This is a genomic window from Ancylobacter aquaticus (genome assembly GCF_004339465.1).
In the GTDB taxonomy this organism is placed as follows: Bacteria; Pseudomonadota; Alphaproteobacteria; order Rhizobiales; family Xanthobacteraceae; genus Ancylobacter; species Ancylobacter aquaticus.
The window spans coordinates 70,979-95,301 of the sequence record NZ_SMFY01000006.1; the positions used below are offsets into that span (position 1 = coordinate 70,979).

7 protein-coding genes and 5 pseudogenes are annotated in these 24,323 nt (G+C 64.5%); 3 read left to right on the top strand and 9 right to left on the bottom strand.

The window, feature by feature from the left end; genetic code table 11:
• Window positions 1-93 precede the first annotated feature (93 nt).
• A complete protein-coding gene (locus tag EV667_RS21560; RefSeq protein WP_131837383.1) occupies window positions 94-2,463 on the bottom strand; it encodes a transketolase in 2,370 nt (789 codons plus the stop codon).
• 129 nt (window positions 2,464-2,592) lie between these two features.
• Here EV667_RS21560 and EV667_RS21565 point away from each other — a divergent pair, with 129 nt between their 5' ends.
• Window positions 2,593-3,063 carry an Lrp/AsnC family transcriptional regulator gene (locus EV667_RS21565; RefSeq protein ID WP_131837384.1) on the top strand — a complete coding sequence of 157 codons (471 nt, stop codon included), beginning with the start codon at window positions 2,593-2,595 and terminating at the stop codon, window positions 3,061-3,063.
• An 8-nt stretch (window positions 3,064-3,071) separates the two neighbouring features.
• On the opposite strand, the gene EV667_RS21570 is transcribed toward EV667_RS21565, so the two are convergent.
• From EV667_RS21570 to EV667_RS23295, 5 genes and pseudogenes are all read right to left on the bottom strand, one after another.
• Entirely contained in the window at window positions 3,072-3,971 is a 900-nt protein-coding gene (locus EV667_RS21570) for an FkbM family methyltransferase (RefSeq protein WP_131837385.1), read from the bottom strand.
• Window positions 3,972-4,150: 179 nt separating this feature from the next.
• Window positions 4,151-4,455: pseudogene (locus tag EV667_RS22775) on the bottom strand (integrase core domain-containing protein); the annotation flags it as partial.
• A gap of 8 nt (window positions 4,456-4,463) precedes the next feature.
• A pseudogene (locus EV667_RS21575) lies at window positions 4,464-5,532 on the bottom strand (IS630 family transposase); the annotation flags it as partial.
• 66 nt (window positions 5,533-5,598) lie between these two features.
• Window positions 5,599-6,071: pseudogene (locus EV667_RS21580) on the bottom strand (DDE-type integrase/transposase/recombinase); the annotation flags it as partial.
• 458 nt (window positions 6,072-6,529) lie between these two features.
• Window positions 6,530-7,034 (bottom strand): annotated as a pseudogene (locus EV667_RS23295) (ATP-binding protein); the annotation flags it as partial.
• Here EV667_RS23295 and EV667_RS23120 point away from each other — a divergent pair.
• The gene (locus EV667_RS23120; protein WP_165901677.1) at window positions 6,990-7,277 is read left to right on the top strand and encodes a hypothetical protein; all 288 of its coding nucleotides are present in this window, start codon (window positions 6,990-6,992) and stop codon (window positions 7,275-7,277) included. The pseudogene EV667_RS23295 and the gene EV667_RS23120 sit on opposite strands and share 45 nt — an antisense overlap.
• Before the next feature lie 20 nt (window positions 7,278-7,297).
• Here EV667_RS23120 and EV667_RS23300 read toward each other — a convergent pair.
• Window positions 7,298-7,507 (bottom strand): annotated as a pseudogene (locus tag EV667_RS23300) (Mu transposase domain-containing protein); the annotation flags it as partial.
• 1,392 nt (window positions 7,508-8,899) lie between these two features.
• On the opposite strand from EV667_RS23300, the gene EV667_RS21595 reads away from it, so the two are divergent.
• Window positions 8,900-13,597 (top strand): beta strand repeat-containing protein, encoded by a 4,698-nt coding sequence (locus EV667_RS21595; RefSeq protein ID WP_131837387.1) that lies wholly within the window; start codon window positions 8,900-8,902, stop codon window positions 13,595-13,597.
• A gap of 104 nt (window positions 13,598-13,701) precedes the next feature.
• Here EV667_RS21595 and EV667_RS21600 read toward each other — a convergent pair whose 3' ends face one another.
• Entirely contained in the window at window positions 13,702-17,001 is a 3,300-nt protein-coding gene (locus EV667_RS21600) for a Tc toxin subunit A-related protein (protein ID WP_131837388.1), read from the bottom strand.
• A gap of 11 nt (window positions 17,002-17,012) precedes the next feature.
• Window positions 17,013-24,314, bottom strand: coding sequence for a neuraminidase-like domain-containing protein (locus EV667_RS21605; RefSeq protein WP_131837389.1), 7,302 nt, complete (start codon window positions 24,312-24,314; stop codon window positions 17,013-17,015).
• Window positions 24,315-24,323: the final 9 nt, after the last annotated feature.

Consider the following 24,323-nt stretch of genomic DNA (forward strand, 5'->3'; position numbering starts at 1 on the left):
AATAAAAGCTGCGAGCGCCGGGCCTTATCCCGGCCAGGGTCGGTTTCGCGCCGTGTGGTTGATGGGTCAGGCGCCGTCCGGTCTTTTCGCACCTCACCCCACCGCGCCCAGATGGCGGATCGGCCGCCCCGGCGCCATCGCCTGCACCGCGCGCACCATGCCCTGCGCGTCGATGCCGAAATGGCGGTAGAGATCGGCGATCGTGCCGGTCTGGCCGAAATGCTCCACCCCCAGCGCCCGCGCGCGATGGCCGTGCACCGAGCCGAGCCAGCCCAGCGTCGCCGGGTGGCCGTCCACCGCCGAGATGATGGCGCAGCCCGGCGGCACGGCGTCGAGCAGGGTTTCGACATGGGCGCGGGCCGCGTCGTCGCCGGCCTCGCGGGCGCGCTGCGCCGCCGTCCAGCCGCCATGCAGAATGTCGGCTGAGGTGACGGCGAGCAGGCCGACATCGCGCCGGTCCTCGGCGATTAGTCCCACTGCCTCGATGGCTTCCGGCGCCAGCGCGCCGGAATAGGCGATCAGCACCTGCGCATTCGGCCCCGGCCGGCGCAGCCAGTAGCCACCGTTGACGATATCGGCGGCCAGCGCGGCATCCATGGTCCGGCGCGGCTGCTCGATGGTGCGGGTGGAAAGCCGCAAATAGGCCGAGCCGCCATCCTCCGCCTGCACATGGGTGAAGGCGAAGCGCAGAATGACCGCGAGTTCGTCGACAAAGGCCGGCTCGAAACTCGCCAGCCCGTCCTGCGCCATGCCGATCAGCGGCGTGGCAATGGACTGGTGCGCCCCACCCTCCGGCGCCAGCGTCATCCCGGAAGGCGTGGCGGCGATGATGAAGCGGGCGTCCTGGTAGCAGGCATAGTTCAGCGCATCGAGCCCGCGCTCGATGAAGGGATCGTACAGCGTGCCGATGGGGAGCAGCCGCTCGCCGAACAGCGAGTGCGACAGGCCGAGCGCGGAGAGCAGCGTGAACAGGTTCATCTCGGCGATGCCGAGCTCCATGTGCTGGCCGCTGGGGGCGAACTCCCAATTATAGGTCGAGGGAATGCGCTCCTTCTTGAACGTGTCGGCCAGTTCCTCGCGGGCGAACAGCTTGCACCGGTTCACCCAGGCGCCGAGATTGGTGGAGACGGTGACATCGGGCGAGGTGGTGACGACGCGGCGGGCGAACAAATCGTCGCGCTTGCCGATCTCGTTCAGCAGCAGGCCGAAGCCCTGCTGGGTCGACATGGCCGGCTGCAGCGGCACGTCGAGCGTCGCCGGCACCTCGATCTTTGGCGGCTGGTGGCGGCGCGTGCCCCCGGCGCGGAACGGCACCGCGTCGAGAAAGGCCTGCAGCGTCGCTGGCGGCGTCTCCAGCCCCTCGAACAGGTCCCATTCATGGCCCTCGCGCACGTGGTGCCGGGCGCGCAGCGCCTCCATTTGCGTCGGCGTCATCAGCCCGGCATGGTTGTCCTTGTGGCCGGCGAGCGGCAGGCCGAAGCCCTTGATCGTGTAGGCGATGAAGCAGACCGGCCGGTCATGCGCGCGCGCCTGCTCGAAAGCCTCGACCAGCGAGGGAAGATCGTGCCCGCCGAGATTGCCCATCAGCGCCGCCAGTTCCTCGTCGGAACGGGCCTCGATCAACGCGGTGACGTCGCCCTGGTCGCCGATATCGTCCATTAGCCGCCTGCGCCAGGCCTTGCCGCCCTGGAAGGTGAGGGCGGAGTAAAGCGGGTTCGGGCAGGTGTCGATCCAGCGCTTGAGCGCCTCGCCGCCCTTCTCCTTGAAGGCCGCCTGCTGGAGCTGGCCATATTTCAGGATGACCACATCCCAGCCGAAGCTGCGGAAGATCGATTCGAACCGCTCCCACAGCCCCTCGCGCACCACGGCGTCGAGGCTCTGCCTGTTGTAGTCGACGATCCACCAGGTGTTGCGCAGGCCGTGCTTCCAGCCCTCCAGCAGCGCCTCGAAAATGTTGCCCTCGTCCATCTCGGCATCGCCGACGAGCGCGATCATCTTGCCCTCGGGTCCGTGGCCCAGCCCCTTGGCGGCGAGATAGTCCTGCACCAGCGAGGCGAACAGCGTCTGCGCCACGCCGAGCCCGACCGAGCCGGTGGAAAAATCGACGTCGTCGATATCCTTGGTGCGCGAGGGGTAGGACTGCGCGCCCTTATAGGCGCGAAAATTCTCCAGCTTTTCCCGCGTCTGCTTGCCGGAGAGATACTGGATGGCGTGGAAGATCGGGCTCGCATGCGGCTTCACCGCCACCCGGTCCTGCGGCTGCAGCGCCTTCAGATAGAGCGCGGTCATGATGGTCGCCATGGAGGCGGAGGAGGCCTGATGGCCACCCACCTTCAGCCCGTCCGCATTGGGGCGGACATGGTTGGCGTTGTGGATGGTCCAGGTCGCCAGCCAGAGGATCTTGCGCTCCAGCTCCCTCAGGATCGCGATGTTGTCGGCACTGTTTGCAGCGGTCTTGGCCATGGTCGGCGCTCCGGGCTCACCCATGACAAAAGCCTAGGCACAAGGCAAGGGCGTTTGGAGCTATTCAGGGTCGCTACACCGGCCTATCGTGGCAGAAGCCGCCACGTAAAGCCCGCTGGATAGTGTTTCATGCCAAATCCGAAGATCGACGCCATCGACCGGAAAATCCTCGCGCTCCTCCAGCAGGACGCGCACACGACGATGGAGAAGCTCGCGGCGGAGGTCGGCCTCTCTCCCTCGCCCTGCGCCCGGCGGGTACGTAATCTGGAAGCCGCCGGCGTCATCAAGCGCTACGTCGCCGTCGTGGACCAGGACAAGGTCGGTCTGCCGGTCAGCGTCTTTGCCTCGATCAAGCTGGAGCGTCAGCGCGAGGACGAGCTCGACCGCTTCGCCCGCGCCATCGCCCACTGGCCGGAAATCGTCGAGTGCTATCTGATGACCGGCCAGCGGGATTATCTGCTGCGCATCGTGGTCAAGGACCTGCCTGCCTATGAGGTATTCCTCAAGCGTACCCTCACCCGGCTCGACGGCGTGGCCTCCATCGAATCGAGCTTCGCGCTCAGCCAGTTGAAGCACGCCCAGGCGCTGCCGATCGAGTGATGGCGGGTTCAGGAGGCCGTAAGTGCCGCGCGTCCGTGCCGTTCCGCCTGGCTCATCATCGCCTTCCGAAACACCACCACCTTTTCCCGGTGAATCAGAACGATATTCCGGTTTTCGTGCTCTTGGCCGCCGGAGAGGTCGATTTCGGAGAGATCGAAAACATCGAGTCCGATGTAGCCACTCCGCCGCAGGATCGAGCGCGCCTCCATATGCGACGTGGGCGAACCAAGCCATTCGCAGAGAATGACGCACTCCCCTCGCGCGAGCACTTCCGTCGCGCCGCGAATGACCTCACCCTCATAGCCTTCGACATCGAGTTTGATGCTCTTGGGATAGACGTGGTGCTGCCGGCAGAATTCGTCCAGCGACGTGACCGGAACCTTATAGCTGGTTTTGGGGACGTTCAGGAATCCGGGATCCAGCGACGCGCTGTAGGCGTTCTCGCCGCCGGGATCGTGGATCGGCAGTTCCCCGCCCTCACGACCGACGGCCACCTGCACCACGGTCACGTCGAGACCGCTCGCGGCGATGCTTTGGGCGGCTTTCTCGGCGATGCGGGCTACGGGCTCGAAGGCAAAAACGCGACTTGCCGGCGCAAGGCACTTGGCCGACAGGGCGAATGTCGCGGTGTTGGCGCCGATATCCAGTATGTCGCCGCCACTCTCGACCATGGCCGCCCAGCACCGGCGCTCCAGCGGTTCATGGCCGTCCCAGCCGCGCCAAGCCAATTCGTTCTCTACACGGTCGCCCCAGGAATAGAGAGTCACCTCACGGCTTGACGGAAAGCGGATAGTAAAGGGGCCGACAAAGTGGAGATGCTTGAACACGGTTTCCGGGGGCACGTATCCCGTCAGGGTCTTTAGCCAGAGGAAGACGCGGGCAGCGACAAAACGGATGTGTTCCTTCATTGCACATTTGCCGCCAACAAGCTCAAGGGGCGATCCTTGCACGACGAGAGTGGACTGTCCCACGATGCCTGTCAAACACCGCCCCGCCGCGCGGCGAATGGTACCTGTCCGTCGTCAACACATTTGGCACAATTCAAGGTGTAGAACAGCGGAGTGTGGTCTTCGTCTGAGGGGTGATGTTAGGCGGCGGGCTTGCGGTGCTGCAAGCGCCGATGCTCGATGGTCTGTCGCTTGATCCTTTCTCGCTGTTTGATGATGGAAGCGGCCCTGCCGACATAAGCATCGGCGGGCGTCACGTTACTCAGGCTCTCGTGATAACGCTGGTGATTGTAGTGCTCGACGCAGGCCTAGATCTGGCTCTGAGGTCGCCGGACAGGAAATAGTTATCCAGCAGACTGCGGTCCTTCAGGGTCTGCTAGCACTCGATCTTGCCCTGGGTTTGCGGGTGCGTCGGGGCGCCGCGCACGTGGCGCATTCTCCGTGCCTAGTGGATGACTCCAACGCTTGGAACTCTCTGTTCTTGGCTACGATGATGGCATGCGGATCGGTGCACCAGATGAAGGGCTTCGGGGTCTGGTTGTGTTCGCCGATGAAGCGGTTGATGGCGGCCTGGAGATCGACGACGGAGCGGAGGACGCCATTGTGCAGCCGCCTGCGCGTCAGGACGGCGAAGAAGCCCTCCACCGCGTTCAGCCAGGAACTGGAGGTGGGCGTGAAGTGGAAGGTCCAGCGCGGATGGCGGTCAACGCAGGCCCGCACCTTCTCGTGCTTGTGGGCAGCGTAGTTATCGAGAATGACGTGGACGAGCCTGCCGGCCGGGATGTCGGGATCGAGGGCGTTGAGGAAGCGGATGAACTCGTGGTGCCGATAGCGCTGCATGTTCCGCCCGAACACCGCGCCGGTCAGGACATCGAGTGCAGCGAACAGGGTGGTGGTGCCGTTGCGCTTGTAGTCGTGGGTCAGGGTGGCGCCGCGGCCGTTCTTCAGCGGCAGTCCGGGTTGGGCGGTCGAGCGCCTGGATCTACGACGTCTCGTCGATGCCCAGCACCAGGGCATGGGCCGGCGGGCTGACATAGAGCCCAACCACGTCATGCAGCCTCTCGGCAAAGGCGGGATCGTTCGAGAGCTTGAACTGGCGCCAGCGATGGGGGGCCGGGCCATGGGTTTTCCAGATCTTCCGCACCGTGGAGACGGCCAGCCCCGCGACTTTGGCCATGGCCCGCGTGGTCCTCTGGGTGGCCTCATGGGGCGGCGGCTTCAGCGTCAGCGCAACCACGGCCGAGGCCTTGTCCTGCGCCACCAGGGCCTTGCCCGGCGGCCGCGTCCTGTCACGCAGCAGCCCCTCGACGCCTTCCGCCATGAAGCGGGCCTGCCAGCGACAGACGGTGGTCTTCGTCGTGCCGGTCTGCGCCATGATGGCGTGGGTGCCGACGCCGTCGGCGCTCATGAGCACGATCCGGGCGCGCCAGACGTGCTTCTGCGGGGTATTGCGATCCGCGACCAGTGCGTCAAGCCGCCGCCGGTCCGCCTCGCCGAGAGTGATTGTGATCCCGTCGCGCATGCGCCAGACAAGCACAGGTTGGCGCCAAACGGAATCCTCCAACGGACTCCGTCTCGGTAAAACCACTAGATATTCCGCCCGTTCGCCAGCGATGTAGCCGGGCCGTTATCGCGGAGCAGCCTGGTCTTGTGCCTTACGGTGGCGTTGTTGCAGCCCAAGGCCTTGAGGGCGACGTCGAGCGCGTTGGTCACGTCCTCGGCTCTCATGTTGTTGCAGAGCTTCCAGGCGATGATGTCGCGCGAGAAGTCGTCGAGCACGGTCGACATGTACATCCAGCCCCATCCGATGATCTTGAAGTAGGTAAAGGCGGTCTGCCACATCTCGTTCGGCCGCGTGGTTCTGGTGTGGAACTGGTCGGCGGCTTTGATCGCGACATATGCCGGGCCGGCGATCAGGTTGTGCCCCTTCAACAGGCGTTAAACCATAGCTTCGGATACAAGATAGTGGCGTTCGTTGGTAAATCGCACGGCAAGTTCGCGAGGAGACAACTCGCTGCAATCCAGGCCCATCTCGACGATCTGATCCTGAACGTCGGGTGGTGTATCCAAGGGTGATCATCGGCGATTGCCATTTGGGAGCGGTTGCCGTTTGGGTTTGAGTTGCGAACGCAATCCGTGAATCGATGGCCTTCCCATGGCTGACGAGATGATGAACTTGCGCGGGCTACGGGAGAAGAGCTCGCCGCCGCTCTTCTGCGCGAGATGATCGGCTTTGCTGTCCAGCGCCTGATGGAGCCGGAGGTGTGCGGCCTTCCCGACTGGCTGCAGCGAGAACAGCCCGGAGGGCCTAACCCAACGGCCGGCTATCGCGAGAGCGACCGGCTACGCGTGCCGGCCCGCTGGGGCTGCGCATCCCCAATCCGTGCAAGGGTCCGTATTTCTTGTTTTCCTTGAGCCGCGAGGCATCGCCGACAAGGCTCTGCGGGATCAGATCAGTTGCGCAGTGCTGTGGCGACGACGGGATCGCCGAAGACGTCGCCCTACGCGGCGAATCCTCAATTGGAGCTCAGGAACCTGGCGCCGCGCTCCAAGCAGGCGTTGACAAGCTGGAAGAAGAGATTTTGCCGCCGACGATGACCGGGAGATAGCCCATCTCGTAGAAGACGGGCAGCTTGGCGGCCAAAGAAGCGGATGCGTTCTTGCAGGCGCCCCTCGCGCTAGGTCGGGCGAGTGCCGCGATGGTCGGCGAGCGTCCAGAAGTAGACGCTCTTGCCCGCCTTGACGGCCTCGACGCCGAGATCGGTCGCGAGGTGGCTCTTGCCGATCTCCGGCGGTCCGAGGAGGTGGATGACCTCGGGGCGTTCGATGAAGCCGAAGCCGGCTAGGCTCTTTTGGCGAGCCGCCCCATCGTAAGGCCGTCTTGATTTGGCTGTTATCGCGCAGCGTTAGCTCCTCAGACAGGAGGACGTCGATGGCTTCGACAGCGCAAAGCTCGTCCTGTTCGAGGCGACGCACGACATGGTCGAGCGCCCCGAGGGCCCGCGTTATCCTGAGGCCGACCAGATCGTGCGGATGCGGTCGACGGCGGGTTTCGAGCCGGAAATGAACGTCATGTTCATGTCCGTCTCGCCTGCGCAAGGATCCGCTTACGGCGTCATGAAAAGCGAGTGGGCGCTGGGCGACCTTGTCACCGCTTCCATGAAACAGAATGTGGCTGCCGCCGGCGTGCGCGACCGGGTGCGCTGTGCGCGGCGACGATTCCGAAGGTCGATCCGCTGTTGGTTCCGTCCTTCGAGCACCTGGTGAACGGCAATGACATTGCCATGCTCGAAAATCCGAATCTCGTCGGCGAGGGGTTGAAGTTCGACGGAGCGTTGCCTGGCTGCGGGCACGCTGTAGGCATTACCGCCAACGCTGACTACGCCCTCCCGGGAGATACGGCGTTCCAGGGGCAGAACGGTGCCGGCGGGCGGGTCGGCCGCGAGATCGCCGGCTGGGGAGCCTAATCCGGGGATGATCTGGTGGCGCTCGACCATGCCCGGCTCGCTCCGATGGCCGAGGCGGCATCGCGCCCTTCGTCGGTGCCGACTCCGTAAAGGTCGTCCTGATCGAGCACGCCCGCCGGCCTGCGCCACTACCAGCCCCAACTAAAGTGAAAGGCAGATAATATTCCACTTATATCAAAGGGGCAAAAGTTAAACCCGGTTTAAGGTCGGCGTAAAAATTCTTTTAATTACTAATTGTAATAGTTTTTATAAATAATAATAGATAAAATAAATAAAATAGCCGAAAGTGCAGCAAAAATAGACGCATAATGCAATAAATCAGAATCAACAACGATTGTTTTTCGATAAACTCTCAGCATAATATACAAAAATAACAACAAAAAACTTAATGAAAAATATATACATATCCACCAAATAATTACCAAAGCAAAATTTGCAATGTAGATGATGACATATTCCGTTTTATATAGCATAATATTTTCTCAAAATTGCGACTCTAAATTGCCTGATTTTATCTCATACATTTCGATGAAATTGTCCATCGTCAGCGCGTCCGGCACAACTCGCGGCGTAGATTGCCGGAGTGTGGTCTTCGTCTTGGGGCGATGTTAGGCGGCGAGCTTGCGGTGCTGCAAGCGTCGATGTTCGATCGTCTTGCCCGCCGTCAGCACCGAATAATACGCTGCTTGACATCGTCGACGGCCTGATGGGCTTCCCCGATGCAGTCTGAGGCGCGGTTCCCGGGGCGACACCCAGCTTGGGCGCCTGGCCCGCTATGCTCGCAGCAGTCCGACGAGGCTCCACGCAGAGCCCCTGATGCAGTCTGCGCCATCGCCGGCTTCCTCTCTGAAGGTACGGGAGCCGATATGCTTGGGATAGCGACGGACCTTCTCAGGCCATCGCCGAGCACGGATGCGCTGCCCACTGACAGTCCGCAGTCGGCTCTAGTCCGCCTTACCGGCAAAGCAGCCGAAATGACACAGCCGGAGACTTCGAGCTTCGTCGTCGAGCGGAGCGGTCGAGCCCGATGTTTACAGTCACTATCCAGCGTCTGCTCCGGAGCCCCCTGATGCTCAAAAGTGCACGTTGGCCGTGTGTCTTTTGTGTTGCATCCAGGCAACGCCCCCAGAGATAATCGATGGTATCATATGAAGATAGAAAACGAGAGTTAATCCAACTCCTAAATTGACCGGTCGCGGTGCGTATAGAAATCTTTCTAATCCAAGGCTTTGATAACTCTTGGAGGTATCTCGATAAATCATCCAATCACGTTCTTTGTTCTACAATTTATGTGCGCCTTACCAGGATGCCGTAGTCGATTAATTGATTTTAATCTCCGCTCAATATATCTCGAACATGGTTTCAACTCCGGTGCATCTTGCGTGCAGGTCGGAAGCGTGGCGCGATACGTGGGGAATGACGATGAACCAGAATGTCCGCGCTGGCGGCTTCAGCCCGCGTTGCATATGCAACATTCGAGTGATGAGGAAAAAGCGGGCTGGGACATCGCCGGCTGCATCATCGACCTTCCAGCCCAAACTTCTCACGGGACACAATTTTTATCTCGGCGCGGCCCTTGGCGCATTGCTGGTTTTTGGCGGCCCGCTCGGCCAGCGTTCGGCGATGGCCGATCCGGCAATCATCAACACCACGCCGACCAATCTGAATCTGACGAACATTGGCACGGTGTTTAACAACCGGCCCCGGTCGGCTACAGGCGGCGATATTGTCGCCGGCCCGTCCGATTCCGCCGGTGTTGACGTGCAGGTGCGGCTTCAGGTCGGACAGACACTTCCCTTCGTCGGCTTCGTACCGATTGGCAGCCCGTTCTTTTCGAACGGCGATATCACAGTCGATGTCGGGAATGTCACCGCCACCTTTGCCGGCCAAGAGGGCATAAACGCCATCAATGGCTCCGGCGATATCACCATCGACGCCGGCAATATCATCAGCGACTCCACGGGTGTAAACGCAGAGGTCCGTGGCACAGGCGGCACCTACAGCTTGTTTGCGGATGGCGACATAGCCATCAATGTGGGAACCGTCACTTCAAATGCCGGCAATGGCATCAACGCGGCGACCGGGATCGGTAATATCGGCGTGACGTCGTCGGATATCTCCGCCGCCGGTTTCGGCGTCAATGCGGAGACGGACGTCGGAACGGTCGCGGTCACGACGGGAGACATCCTCGCGAGCGGCGGGTACGGCGTCAACGCGACGTCCGGATCGACCTTCGACCTGAACAATTTTGACGATTTCGAGCTCGGTGACCTCATCGGTGGCGGCGTGACCGTGGCGGTGGGCGATGTGAATGCGTCAGGCTATGGCATCAATGCCGAGTTGGCCGGCGCCACGATCCTAGGCGTCGATCTGCCCGGCGTCGGCAACGTCGACGTTGCCGCCGGCGATGTCACCTCGGCCACGGGTTTCGGCATCAACGCCACCACAGGTCTCGGCACCGTCGCCGTCACGGCGGGCGACGTCTCGGCCGAGAACGGCTTCGGCGTGAACGCGACGACCTTGTTTGGCTTCGCCACCGTCGACGTCGGGGACGTGACGGCGCAGCGCCAGGCCATCAACGCGCAGGTTCTCGGCGCCACCGGCGTGCCGGTGCTCGGCGACATCCCCGGCGTCGGCGTGGCCAGCGTGAACGCCGGCGACGTGACCTCGAACGGGGGCGGCGGCGTCAATGCCACCGTTGGCATCGGCGCTGCGCTGGTCACCGTCGGTGACGTACAGAGCGTGGATGTCGGCATTAACGCGGTGGCCGACACCGGCCTCGCCTTTGTCTATACCACCGGCGTGGAAACGACCGGGACGGCCGCTACCGGCATCAATGCCGAGGCGGGTGGCGTCGCCATCGCCGTCGCCAATGGTGCCGTTTCGACGCAAGGTGACAACGCGCTCGGCGTGAACGTCGTTGCGACGCCGATCGACGATATCGGCCCCATCAGCGACCTGATCGCCGATCTCGATCTCGGCGGGCTCGGCCTGCCGATCGACGTTGGAAGCCTGCTTTCCGCCGCAAGCGGCGGAGTGGCCCTAGCCGTTGTCGACGACGTGACCACGACGGGCGCGAATTCGACCGGCGTGAATGCTGAAGCCCTTGAGGGCGTCGCAGCCGTCGTGGCGCTCGGCACGGTGGAAACCCAGGCGGCCGGCGCCAACGGCATCCAAGCGTTCGGCGACCAGTTCGCCGCGGTGATCGCCAATGACGTGGTCGCGGGTGGTGCCGGCGTCATCGCCACCGCCACTTCGGGCCCCGCCGTCGCAGTGGCCGACACGGTGCTGTCTGCCGGTGCGGGCATCACGGCCACGGCAGATGACGACTTCGTCGCCGCCGCGGCGCGGAGCGTCGAGACCACCGGCGATGACGCGGATGGCATACACGCCACGATCCGCGACGGCGACGGCTATATTCTCGCCGGGTCGGTCACGACGGCGGGCGACAACTCCACCGGCATCTGGGGCGAGACGGCAGACGGCTCGATCTACATCGTCGCCGGCGACGTCTCGACCTCGGGCGACGGCAGTATCGGCATCGTGAACATTGCCGACGGCACATCCTTCACGCTGTTCGGCAACGTCCACACCACGGGTGATTCCTCGCCCGGCGTGACGTCTTTCGACCCTTCAAGCGATGTCATCATCGTGGGGGCGAGCGTCCACACGGAGGGTGAGTCTTCCGCCGGCGTCGCGGGCGTCTCCATCCTGGACGACGTCACCATCGTTGTCGGGAGCGTCTTGACCGAGGGCGGCGACTCCGACGGCATCAGCGGGGGTTCCGTCGACGGCGACGTCACCATCGTCAACCAGCTTACCAGCACCGAGGGCTTCGGCTCCGACGGCATCACAGCTGACGCTGGGGGCGACGCTGTCGTCATCGCGGGCGAAGTTTACACGGATGGCGGCTTCGCCCACGCTATCTCCGCGACGGCAATCGGGGACGCCACCGTCATCGGCCTCACCGTCGACACCGACGGCTTCAACTCGGCGGGCGTCACCGCGACGGCGGGCGGCGACGCGACCGTCATCGTCGACAGCGTCACCACGGCGGGAGCGTTCTCCGACGGCATCACGGCCACGACGACGACCGGCGACGCCATCGTCGTCAACCGGCTCACGAGCACTGAGGGCTTTGGTTCAGATGGCATCACGGCGCAGGCTGGGGGCGACGCTTTTGCTATCGCGGGCGAGGTCTACACCGATGGCGCATTCGCCAATGCGATCACGGCCTCCGCGATCGATGGCAGTGCCATCGTCATTGCCGACGTGGCAGATACCGACGGCGTCGGCTCGCAGGCGATCAACGCCCAGAGCGCGAACGGCTTTGCCGCCGTCGTGGTCGGATCGCGTGCGCAGGGCGGCTCGGGCGCGAACGGTGCCGGCGTCGTCTTCAACGGAGAGGACGGTGCGGCGCTGGTCAATCTCGGCTGGATCAGTTCGCTGAACGACCGCGCCATCGTGAATTACGAGAGTGACTCCTTCACTGCCAACTTCGGTGGAGTCGTCGGCTACGTCGATTTGGGCGATGGCGCGGACACCTTCGGCAATTTTGCCGGCAGTGACTTCCAAGCGCGCGGCGACAGCGATTTTGGTGCCGGTGACGACCTTTTCTACAATGCAGGCCTCGTGACCATGGCCCTGCGGGCGGGCCCGGAGAGCGTGACCTTCGCCAACCTCGAAACCTTCGATAATGATGGTGGTGCGATTTGGCTGGCCAACAGCATTGTCGGCGACCGCCTCAGCGTACCCGAGACAACCTTTGTTGGTGGCGGCTTCTATGTGCTCGACGCCCATCTCGGTGGGCCAGGCTCGATCGCCGATGTGCTTGACCTTTCCGGTGGCACGGTGGTCGCTTCTGGCGACGGCGAGGCCACCAGACTGTTCGTGTTCGACACCAATGGCGGACCCGGCGGCTATGTGCCGGGCGGGATCGAGGTTGTCGACGTGACCGGCGGCACAACGCAGCTCGGGGATTTCGAGCTGGCCGGCGGGCCGATCAACAAGGGCTTTTTCACCTACAATCTGGCGCTTCGCCCGGACGATGTATGGGTACTCGAATCTGCGCCGACGGCTGCGGTGTACCAGCTTCCGAGCCTCATCACCGGTGCCCAGAGCATCTGGCACACCACCACGGGTCTGTGGCTCGATCGCCAGGTCGATCTGCGCAGCTATCTGATGAACCCGGTCGCGATCACCCCGGCGACCACCATCGTTTCCAAGGAGACGGGCCTCGTCACCAAGGCGCCGGTGCTGGGCACGCCTAGCGTGACTCCCGGCGTGTGGGGCAAAGCACTCGGCAGCTGGGGGGCGCGGGATGCGAACCAGAGCTATGTCGGCCTGAACTCGATCTACAATTATGACACCGGCTACGATCAGGACACCTACGGCTTTATCGCCGGTGCCGATTTCGGCAAGACGACGGCCGAAACCACCTGGATCGTCGGCGTGCTCGGCGGCTACATCAATTCAAAGATGAGCTTCAACGGCGGCGGCACCACGGCCGATTACACCGGTGGCACGGTCGGCGCCTATGTGACCTACTTGAATAACGGGTTCTTCATCGATGGCCTTCTCAAGGCCGACTTCCTGAGCCTTGACTATGGCGTCCCCGCACTGGGCGGCATCGGCTATGCCGGCGAGAGCACCGACGTGACCAATCTCGGTTTCGTGGTCGATACCGGCTATCGGTTCGCCGTGTCGGAAACGTCTTGGTTCGAGCCTGTCGCCACGCTGTCCTACGTGAACACCCAGATCGATAATCTGGATGAGATCCCGGGCGCGGCGGTGCGGTTCGAGGATGGCGACAGCCTCCGCGCCGCCATTGGTGCGCGCGTCGGCGGCAGGATCTACGACGCGGCGGCGTATTGGGTCGAGGCGTCGGCGACTGGGCGCTTCTGGTACGAGTTTGAAGCCAACAATCAGGCCTGGCTCCTCAACTCGGGTTCCGACTTCGCGGCCTATGACAACTTCGATGGCGGCTTCGGTGAGATCATCGCCAGCCTGAATATCTTCGGTAAGGAGAATGGCTGGAGCAGCTTCGTCAACGGCAGCTATCTCTTCAATGGCGATTACAATAATGGATCTGCAAAGGTTGGCGTTCGTTACCAGTGGTAACATCTCCGGTCGCAGGCGACCTTTAAAGCAGGCCGGTTCCATCTGAAACCGGCCTTTTTTACCTGACGAGGTGACCTCGACGCTCAACCGGACCTCGAGATTTTTCAGGCAAGGTGATAGCGCACGAGCAGGCACACCGCTCGATCGGCTTCGCGACGCAGGACAGAGGAGTCGGCGGCCGCGCCGACCACGGCCTCTCCCGGGTCGGCTGACAGGCTGTCGGACAGTTCATCCAGACGCGCCGCATCCGTCTCGCGCAGGAGCAGATCCCTGCGCTGCAGGCGTCCATTGCTGGGGGCGAAAAAGGTGATGCCGTCGAGAGCGATGTCTCTCCCCCGCGTGACATAGGGAAAGTCGGTGCGGCGCAGTGTTAGAGACAAATCGCTGGTCCCGTGAACAAAGGCCGCCCAGTCCATCGCGAAATCCTGCGCCAGGGTAAAGAGCAGGGCGAGGCCCGCCGTCCCTGCCTCTTCCAGTGCGGCACGCAGCTCGGTCGCGGCCTGCGTCGCCAAAAGTTCACCGCCCTGCCGGGCCGTGTAGCGCAGATGCAGAACCGCATCCGCCAACGACTCGCGATCGAAGGAGGGAAATTCCCGTGGCAGGTCGAGCTGCCAGCTCGACACCACGCCCGCACCCTCGAAGGGAAGGGTGCTTTCGCCGCGAAAGGTCGGCTCGAACAGCCCGGCATCGGCGACGGCGCTGCTGGTGACGATCTGTTCGGAACTGCCGAGATAGTCGACGAAGCGATTGTCCTCGCCCTGTCGCGCATAGGCGCCATCGCGCAGCTGGGCCGAGGTGCGGATGGAACTGCGCTGTAGGGTCAGCGTCGCGTGCAGCGGCGTATAGGGTCCCACCACCGCCGGCAGCGACAGCGCCACCGATCGCAGCCGGCGATGGATATGCACGCCATCCATGTCGAGAAACGCCTCTGGAATATCGAAGCGGCAGCGCCCCGTGGCCCGAAGCGTGAGCAGTGCCGCCGGATTGAGCTGGCGAAGCGACACCTGGCGGGTCAGTTCGAATTCGCGGCGGTTGTTCTCGTCATAGGCCGCTTCCAGCCGCTTCAGATCGAGATGCAGCCCCTCCCCGGCGAGAAGGCCGCGGCGGCCGGCATTCCAATGGTCCGGCCGGATGAAGGACACGTCGTCAATCTCGGCACGCATCAGCTCGTGCTTCACCGTGCGCTCCGCCTTGCGGGCGGTATCGAGGGCGAAACGGTAGTAATCGTGGCACAGCCGGGACAGTTCGCCCTGCATCCAACCATAGAGTTCGGCGCTGGAGAATTTCCCGCGCAGGAAGCGGTCGACATCGCGTGTGTGCTCGATCTGCGTGCCTACGACATCGTACTCCTTGCGCGCACCCTGTTCGGCGATCAGGGCGCCGACGATCTGGCGACCGATCTGGGCGAGTTCCCGGCCGGCCAGGTTGGCCTGCTGCATCCAGTCATCTGCCCGGCGCTCAAAGCCGGAGAGCTTGCTGGACACCATGCCCTGGCTCTCCTCGCTGACGGCGTCCATGCCCTTCACCTGCGAATAGAACCGCCCCGCCGAGGACAGGGCGGACCCACCGAAGATATTGGCGTGGCCGCCCATCCCCCAGAAATGCAGGTCGATCCCCATATCGGGGATCATGGCCATGACGGCGGAGACGAGGTCCGCCGTCATCGACTTCTTACGTATCCCCTGCGCAGCGGGGCCGTGGGTATTGACGTCCGCGTTCTCCTTGGCGTTGAGGTAGAGTAAGCCCTTGCCAACCGCGCCCGCCGCCTGATCAGGTGCGCTTTCGCCGGCCAGTTGCAGCGCCGGGTAGTTCTGGAGCGAAACTGGCCGATCATACTCGCTGACCAGAGCCGACAGCGCGCCGTCGAAATTGGCCTCGGTAATCTCGCGCCGCTCGCCGAGCGTGAAGGTGTCGGGGAGTGCCGCCGCGTCGCGGTGCAATCCCAGCTGGCGCAGGGCGTAGTCATAGCGCTCGAGCGTCGAGGCCCGGCTGCGCAGCAGCGACTCCGTGGCTTCCTCCGCCTGCTTCCATTGCAGATAGCGGACCTCGCGCGACATTTCCTGCACGCGGGTTTCCTGATCCTGCCGCAGCAATGCCAGCGACTCGCCATCCTGCTTCTCGATTGCCGACAGCAGGGTGCCGCCCAATGAGCGGACCTCATTCGCCAGTTCAAGCGCCCGCCGGATCATTGCCTGCGCCCGGACGGGGCCGATCGGCTGGTTCAACCCGGCGGTCAGCGCGCCGATGTCGATCCCGGCGGCAGTGGCGCGCACCATCATGCCCGGGTCGAGCGGCGGGTCGAACAGCGCGAGGCTGCGGACTACGCCCTTGATGTTCATGCAGTTGCGGATCTTGGTCAGCCGGTCGTCGACCGTGTCCCAATAGGCCAGCAGCTTCTCGTTCTGGGGAATGCAGAAATAGAGCGTGCGGCCGATGCCGAATAACGGCCCGCTCTGCGGCGCCTGTGGCCGCGACGACGGGGCGGAGGTGTTGAACGGGAATTTCCCCTCGAGATCGACCAGCGCATTGCCTAGCGCGTCCAGCCCGGCGGCCTTGAGCTCGCGATAGTTGCGGGTGCGGACCTGCCCCCGCGCGGGCACCCGTTCCGGCCGGGGGCCGAGCAGATTGGCAGCGAGCACGTAGCGCTGGCTGGCCTCGTTGATGGTCTCGATCGTATCCTGCGAAAATAGCTGGTCGCCCCAGGCGATCAGATTGTCGAGGTATCTCATCACCACCGAGTACTGATAGGCGATCAGCCTGGTGCGGGCCACGCGATGCGGTTGGAACGGATGGTTGCGAATGGCCTCGTAACCTTCGAGCACGCGCAACTTCTCATCCAGCTCGACCTGGCTGCATTCGGGATCGGGCTTGCTGAGCAGGGTGAGGAGTTCGTCCAACTGGTGGCTGTCGGTCGCCTCACGAAACCGCAGGAAGCGCCAGTAGCGCTGCGGCGGAGGGTGCGATGTGTCGGTGGAGGTCGGATCGAAGACAAAATGGAACCAGCGCATGGCCTCTGCGAAGCGCTGGTTCTTGCTGAGATGCACTGCGATGGTGACGGGCAGGTGGAACAGCAATTCCCAATTATAGACCGAATAGGCGCCGCCGGGCGAAAGGTCGATCTCCTTCCTTGGGAAGGTGCCGTAGGCAACCTGCCGATCCTCGGCCTGAGGCTTGTAGGCCGCAGCAAAAAAATCCGCAGCGAGCGCGGCATGAAAATCGGCGTCGAGCAGGCCCGGTAGCGAGCGGCGGTTCAGTTCTTCCACCAACCGATGGACGAGCGGGTGAAAGAACGCGTCGAATGTGTAGGTAAATTCGACATCTGGCCGCGTCACGGTCTCGAAGCGCCGGGCGAGATCGACGAGACGATAATCGTGGAAGGAATAGGCGGAACTGCTGACCAGCATGTTGTCCTCCCTCAGAGCTTCTTGCCGGCGACCGGGCCGGCCAGGCCGAACTCCACGCCGTCGAAGGTGACGGTGTCGGCGCTCAGCATGCCCGTGCGGATCCGTGTATCAGCGCCGATGTACCGATCGAGTTCGTAGTGTGTTGCGAGCACGCCCGTCGCGATGGGGCCGACCGGATCAGGCAGCGTGAAGGCCGGTATCTCCTGGAACTCGTGCCGCAGCGGCGGAATGCCGGGGATGACGCGCGTCCCAGCGGTTTCGGGCTCCAACCACACCTGCTCGGAAAAGGTCACGCCGCGCGATGCCGTCCGCACATAGAAGGCGTGCCGCCGGTCCTCAATGATGAAGGGCGCGTGCCACGCATTGGAAACGTAGAACGAGGACTCGACCAAGCGCGTAAGGCTGGGCACGTTGATCAGGCGGCGCGTCTCGTCGGCATTGGTGAAATGGCTGGTGTAGCGCGCGCTGAGGGCACCATGGGAGATGGTGAGCTTTCGCGCCTCGCCCAGGAGGAAAACGAGCACCCCCTCCATCGGCGGGACATCCTCGCTGCGGATCGGAGAGCCATGGGTGTTGTAGAGGTAAAACGCACCGCTGCCCGCGCCCGAGATCGACAAGTGAAGGAAGTCGCCGGTTTCCGTCGCCTTCAACCGCAGGCTCGAGCGATCGAAAGCCTTCACTCCCGCCGCCGCGAAGGTGCCCAGCACTGTGGGCCGTTCAGGGTTCGACGCGCGCGCCGGTTGCCAGGCATCTCCGACCTTCTCGCTCCAGTTCAAGATGGCGCTTACTGTCACTTGGGTGGTGCGTGCGGCGAAGCTCTTCATGTCGCCTCGTAGGGTGTCCATTTTCATGCTGGCGATGTTGTCGCCGACACCCGAGCTCGTATCCATGGCGTTCGGATCGATCAGCGGGTCCTTGCGGATCGTCAGCCAGAACAGGAAAAGGCGTTCGCGCCACACCACCGGTATGACCGGCGCGTCCTCGATATCGAGTTTGACCGGGTTCCAGGGTTGCCAGCTCCCTCCTTCCCGCGTGCGGTGGAAGTATTTGCGGCCGGCGCCGTGGCTGCGCGAAACGACGTGAACCAGATCATCGGCAATGCCCGGATCGCGTTCGGCGATGTGCATGCCGCACGGTTCGAGCTTGGCCACTTCGTCGAGCTGCATGAGATAGGCGCCGAGCGCCTGTGCCGCCGTGTCCTCGGTGATGTCGCTCTGCAAGAGAGAGCCCATCACCTCGCGAAAGGCGGGCGACTGGTCATCACGCAATTCCGGTTCCAGCCAGTTTTCGGGCCAGAGGAACACCTTGCGGTTCGCCTCCCACACCCGGTAGCGCTTCATCCACTCCCACTGGTCGGCGCGGATGGCCGCGGGCGGGACGCGCGGTTCCAGATTCATCATCGACCTCTCGATGAAAAGCTGAACCGAGGAAAGCGCCGCGCGGATCCGCGAGGTTTCCATGCAGGGCTGCATCTGCACATCGATTAGGAATAGCTCGAACAGGCGATCCGCCGTGTCGATATGGCGAGTGGCGGGATCGAGCTGGAAGCGTTGTAGCACATGCGCCACTAGGGCGTCCCGCTCGCGGGCCCGCAGCCCGTCATTGACCGGCTTCAGCAGGTCGCGCCATTCGGCATCGGAATAGCGGGCGCGAAGTGCGGATTGCAGCGCCGCAACCTGCGCGGCGCTCGGATCGACCGTCGCCGCTGCCATCAGGGCGCCGGCAGGGATGCGCAGCGCGATCAACGGCTCGATGGCCTCGGCGAGCCGGGTGAAGACGGCCGGACGCACGAGGTCTGCCCGCGAGACGCCGAGACGTGCCAGCAGCATGTCGATAGATGCGCCCGACCATCCGGACATGGCTTCGAGCGCGGGCGAGCCGTCGGGCATCGACGCTGTCGGCGCGGTCAGCAGCGCGACCAGCCGGCCGTCATCGGGGGCGAGCTTCTGCCGAAGCGCGACGAATTGGCTGATCGTCGAGACGCGCGCCGCCAGCGCGGGCTGCGCGGCGGCTTTCGGCATCGGCGCCGCCGGCAGCCTGTTGTACCAGCCTTCGCCGTCGATCCGCCCGGCCTCGAAGCTGCCCAACCAGACGATTTCGGCCGGCCGCAGCTTCAGGCCCGCCGCCAGCGATGCGATGCCGACGAGCCTGCGCGTCGTTGCCCCCAGGCGCGCCATGGCGCTGTCGGGGTAGAAATGGCGTGAGGGCACGATCTGCCAGCCCATCCCCTGCGCCGACCATCGCAGCCGCGCGCGCCCCTTGAAGCCTTCGATGGTCACCTGAAGCGGCACGGGGGTGCCGGCTGCCAGCGTCACCGGCCGCCGGTTCGAAAAGACGCTGCCCGACGCATCGAGCGGCACCGTCTCGCCTGCCACCTGGAGCGTGACGCTCGCGCCGGCATCGGTGTCGATGGAAAATCCGTAGACTCCGGTCTCCGGCGCGTCGATCCAGCCCGACCAGACGGCCGAGATCGGCTCCATGGGCTGGGCCGGGTTGTCGAGAATGGCGCCTGGCGTTCCCGGCAGCGCGTCAAGCGCGGAGACGAGCGGCACATCCTGATCCGCCGCGCCCTGCACATTGCTGCGCCAGTAGATCCGCAGGCCCAGCCCGCCGGCGGCGATGCCGGTGAGGTCGGCCACCGCCGGGCGCGCGGGCGCCTCATTGGCATGCAGGAGCGCGACATCCTGCGCGAGCTTCGCCACAAGTTCGGCGGGCGCCGAAATCGCCGTGGCGAATGTCTCGATCGCCTGGCGCTCCTTCCGGAGCGATATGAGAGACGGCAGGATTCCGTCGAGCAGCGCCTGCCGCCGCTCCTCGATCGGCGCCACCGACGTGACGAAGGCATCGTGCAGCGGGCGCAGTTCCGGCAGGGCGGCAAAGATCGGCGCGGCCTGTGCCTCGCTTGCGCTTGCGAGAGCCTCGATGGCGGCGGTAAACGTCGCGGAGACGCCCGGCACGGCTTTCAAAGCTGTCGCCCTGTCGGGAAGCAGCAGGCCGCCATAGGCAAGCCGCTTGCGCAAATCGTCATAGATGAGGCGCTCGCCCCCGGCGGCAGCGATGTCGGCTTCAAGCTCCTGCCCGTTGTGATCATAGTCGATCTCCGTCACGGCCGTTCCATCGAGCAGCCCGACGAATGCGTCGGCCGTGACCTGGCCGACCACCAGGGCGATGCGGCTGCGTGCGATATCCCCGGTAGGATCAGCGGCCACGGCGAACTCGGCGGTGACGGCGCCCAGCGCGGCGCGAAGGCTGTGCGCAAGGGAAGCGATGGTCTCGGCCGACAGGGTGGATCGGCCGCTCACATCGACGCCTGCAAACAGCAGAAGCACATCGGATGGCTTCAGCCCGGCAGCCCGCACCGCGGCGATGAAATCCACGAAGCGCAGGCAGGGCGCCATCGCCGCCGCGTCCGTATCGTCCTCGGCCGGGTCGCGGAAATCGGGCGCTGCGAAGGGGTCGAGACCAGAGAAGACGATCATCTCCAGCAGCTCGCGCAGGCTCAGCTTCAGCGTCCGGGCCAGCCAGCCATGCCGCGACAGCGCGCTGATATTGCCAAGAGTCAGCGGCGTTCCGTCCGTGAAGCCGAGATGCGCCGCCAACAGCGCGAGTTCGTCGCCGGTAAGGTTCAGGGCCGCACGCAGCGTCTCGGAATGCGCTAACAGGCGCTCGTCCGGCCGGCCGGGAAGGCCGCCATAGCCGTCATCGGCAAAGGCCGGGTCCGCCGCCAGAGTAACTGGGCTGAGAAACATCCGGGCATAGAGGGAGTCCGCACCGGACGTGCCGATATCCGACCAGCACGCCAGAAGCCGGTCGAGATCGCGCCCCGGCTGCACCTTCAGCCGGTCCATCATCAGCAGCAGCGTTCCCAGCCGGTCGAGCAGCAAGGCGAAGCCGGCATCGAGCGCGGCCAGTTCGGCGGCCTCGTCGGCCAGCGCCGGCGTTCTGGGCAAGAGGGCGACGATGGCGGCATCCACGTCGCCCATGCTCCATCCCAGCCGCCGCCACAGCCGCAGGAATCGCAGCATGCGCCGGAAATCCACCCCCCGAAGTCGGTTCCTCGCCGCGTCGGGTTCCGCCCTGCGCAGATGCGTATGGTTGAACGAGCAGGGGTCAGCACTGGCGCCCTCGTCCGTGAGGAGGATGAGCGACATGTAGCGCGCATAGACGGCGTCGTTCCTTGCCCAGGCCACGACGTCGCCGCCATAGTCGGCCGCGTTCAGACCTGCCGGGAGCAGGGCGCGGAAATCGGCCTCCTCGAGCGTGTTGGCCTTCAGCGCCGCCAATGTCGTGAAGGGCACGTGTAGCCGTTCGAGCCGCGGAAGGAGCCCACGCTCAGGGTTGACGAACTGCATGCCCAGCAAACGTCCGAGCTCTTCATAGCTTATGCCGGCGCGGCGGGCGAAACCCTTGGCTTCGGACAACGTTGCGATGACGGCATCCGGGGCCAGGTCGCCGGCAAGGCCGGCGAGATCGGCAAGCGGAACGCTGCCATCGGTCAGCAGGCTTATTTCGGCGGGCGAAAGACCGACCCGCTCCCGCAGGATGTCGCGCCAGCCATAGCCGCCCGGGGCCGCCGCGCCGAGCGTCTCGCCGGGGCGCAGCGCCGTCATGACGCTCCAGAGATGTGTATCGAGCGCCCGAAAATGCGCACGGAGCGCTTCGAGCCGCTGCGAGAACGGCAGCGGCGGCGGGAACAGGGCGGTCTCCAGTTTCTGCCGCGCCGCCTCATCGGCATAACGCGGCGCCGCTAGCAGGTCGGGCTGTCGATCCTCCGGGGTAACGTCGTGCCCGTCGAAGCCCGTCATGGCGAGGTCATGCGCCACGAAATGGGCGAGCATCTCGTTTACGAGGTCGACATGCGGGATGAGCACATTGGTGTTTTCGCAGCTGAGCGCGAGCGCCGCTATATCGGGTCGGCGTTCGAGCAGCACGTCGAGCGGGTTCGCCCCGGCACCGCTCGGCCTATCGAGAAATTCGAGAAGATCGACCAGATAGGCCGCCGGGCTCAGCACCGAGCGGCAATGGTCGCAGCCGCAATAATCCATCGGGCCGAGCAGTTGCTCGAGCGTCGGCATGGCGATCACGTCGCCGCCCAGCGCCGGAGCCACCTGGCCGACGGCGGTCGCGGCAAGGAAGGAATTGGCGCGCCCGCCGATCACCGGTGCCTGTGCGCTGGTGACGTAGGTGGTGGCGATCGACAGGACAGCGGCGTGAACCTGCGCCGCCTTGGCGTGGACGAGACGCGCGGCAGGGGCCCCTCCGAGGGCCTCGCCCATTGCGGAGGCGAACTCGTCCGCCCCATACCGCATCACGCTCGCCGCCGAATCGAAGCCGCGCGAGAGCATCGTCGACATGCTCCGGTCGTCCGGGGTGATCTGGTAGACGCGGTGGATGCGCTCGACGGCCGCCGTGACCTTCGGATCCGCCGCGGCCTCGATCCCCTCGCGACGCAGAAATTGCGCGACCGGCTGGGCGCCGATGGCAAAGCGCTCGTGATGCGCGTCGAGAAAGGCGTGCACCGCTTCCGCCGCCGTATCCTTCACCGGCAGATCGCCCGCGCGCACCTGCTCGGCAATGGACAGCGTCGGATAGGCAAGGCGGATCTGCGCGGCCAGCAGCGCGGCCGTATTCTCGCGACGCTTTTCCTCGGTGTCGCCTTCGACAGACGCAGGCACAGCATCGGCCACCAGTTCACTCCAGCGGTCGGGGTTGAAATAGCCGCGCCGGGCAAGATCCGAGGGGTCGGCGATCGGCTTGTCCTGGGTCGCATGCAGCTTGGCGATCAAGGGGGCATTGAGCAGGGTGAAGCTGCCGAGCCGTCCATCGAGCTTCAGACGCGCCGCACGCTCCGGTCCGAAGTTCCGCTCCGCATCCTCCCAGAACGCCTTGGCGTTCCCGCGATGCTGGTCGCGCAGGAGGGCGAACTGCCGCTGCTCACTCTCATTTTTCAACGTATCGGCAATAAGTTCGCGCAAGGTGGAAGCACCCGCCATGGCGGCGGCGTCCAACGCGCGCGGGGCAGCGATCGCCCGGAACACGGCAAGCTGGCTTTCACGCTCAGCCTTATCGGCCCGGGGGATGATGTCGGCAGCCTCCGCCGCCTCCCACGCGGCGCGGATGGTGGCCGGCGGGCTCCCGTAGAGCGTGGCAGGTTCCGCCGGCAGCCCGGCACGGAACAGCGCGTAGTAAAGGTTGGGGGCCAGGCTTTCGCCGGTCTCGGTCTGATCGGCCGAAAAGCGGTCCGCCAGTGCCGCCATTGCGACCGTACGGGCATCCCAGCCCGACTTGTTGGCCAGGTAGGAAATGTCGTTTTGCTTGCCGTCCTCGCGCAGATCGCGCAGCGGCAGGTTCAGGCGCCGCTTCAGGCTTGCCGACAGCGCCTCGAACTCGCCCCCGCCGGTACGGGCATCCGACTGCAGCACGAGGTCGATCGTCTCGATGGGCCCGGCGTCGTAGCGGATATCGGAAGCCGCCACGACCCGCTCGCCCTCCACTGCCTGCAGCAGCAGGTCCGGGCGGTCCTTGCCGCGCTCCGCCAAGGCGCGGCCGGGAGTATAGGAAAACTCATAGCGTCCGTCGTCGCCCGTGGTGCCGGTGGTGAGTTCCACGAGGCCTGCGGCCCCGCCCGGGTTGACGTCGTAGAGCCGCAGCGAAATACTCGCGACAGCCGGCCGGCCCGAGCCGCCGACCTTGCCCTTCACCGTGAACGATCGCGCCTCCTCTGTGGCCGGCAAGGCAATATCGATGCGCTCTAGCGCGCCCGAGGGCATCCGTGGCTTTGATGCGGCAAGGCGCTCCTGCGCCGACGTGACTACCACGACGCTGAGCGCCGTCTCGTCGCCGGGCACCGGAAAATAGCGGATCGCGTAGGCGCCGGTGGCGTCCACATCGTCCTGACCAACCCGTATCGGCCCCGCCCGCGTGTCCATGAAAGCCAGAACGGTCAGCCCGCGCGGCAAGGGGGCCTTGTCAGCGGTGACCTGTCCGGCAACGATGCGAACCCCATCCGCCGCAGCGTCCAGAAGGCCGAGCTTTTCCAAGAGCGCGTTGATGGCCGCAGCGGTCTTCTCGTCCACATCCCCGGAAGATCCGTCACCGAGCCGGGACTCGTCCTGGAACACCGCCACGGTCTTTCGGGTCGCATCGCCATAGGAGCCGCGCTCCCGCGCGATGGCTTCGGCGAGCGCCCTGCGCGTCGCCTCGTCGTGAACGACGATGACGCCGCGTACGAGAAGAGCCTCGAGAGCCAGCTGCAACCCGCGTATCGAGCCGTCGTCCGAGTGCGGCGTGATCGGAAAGGTGACACGGTTCATGGCGCTGCT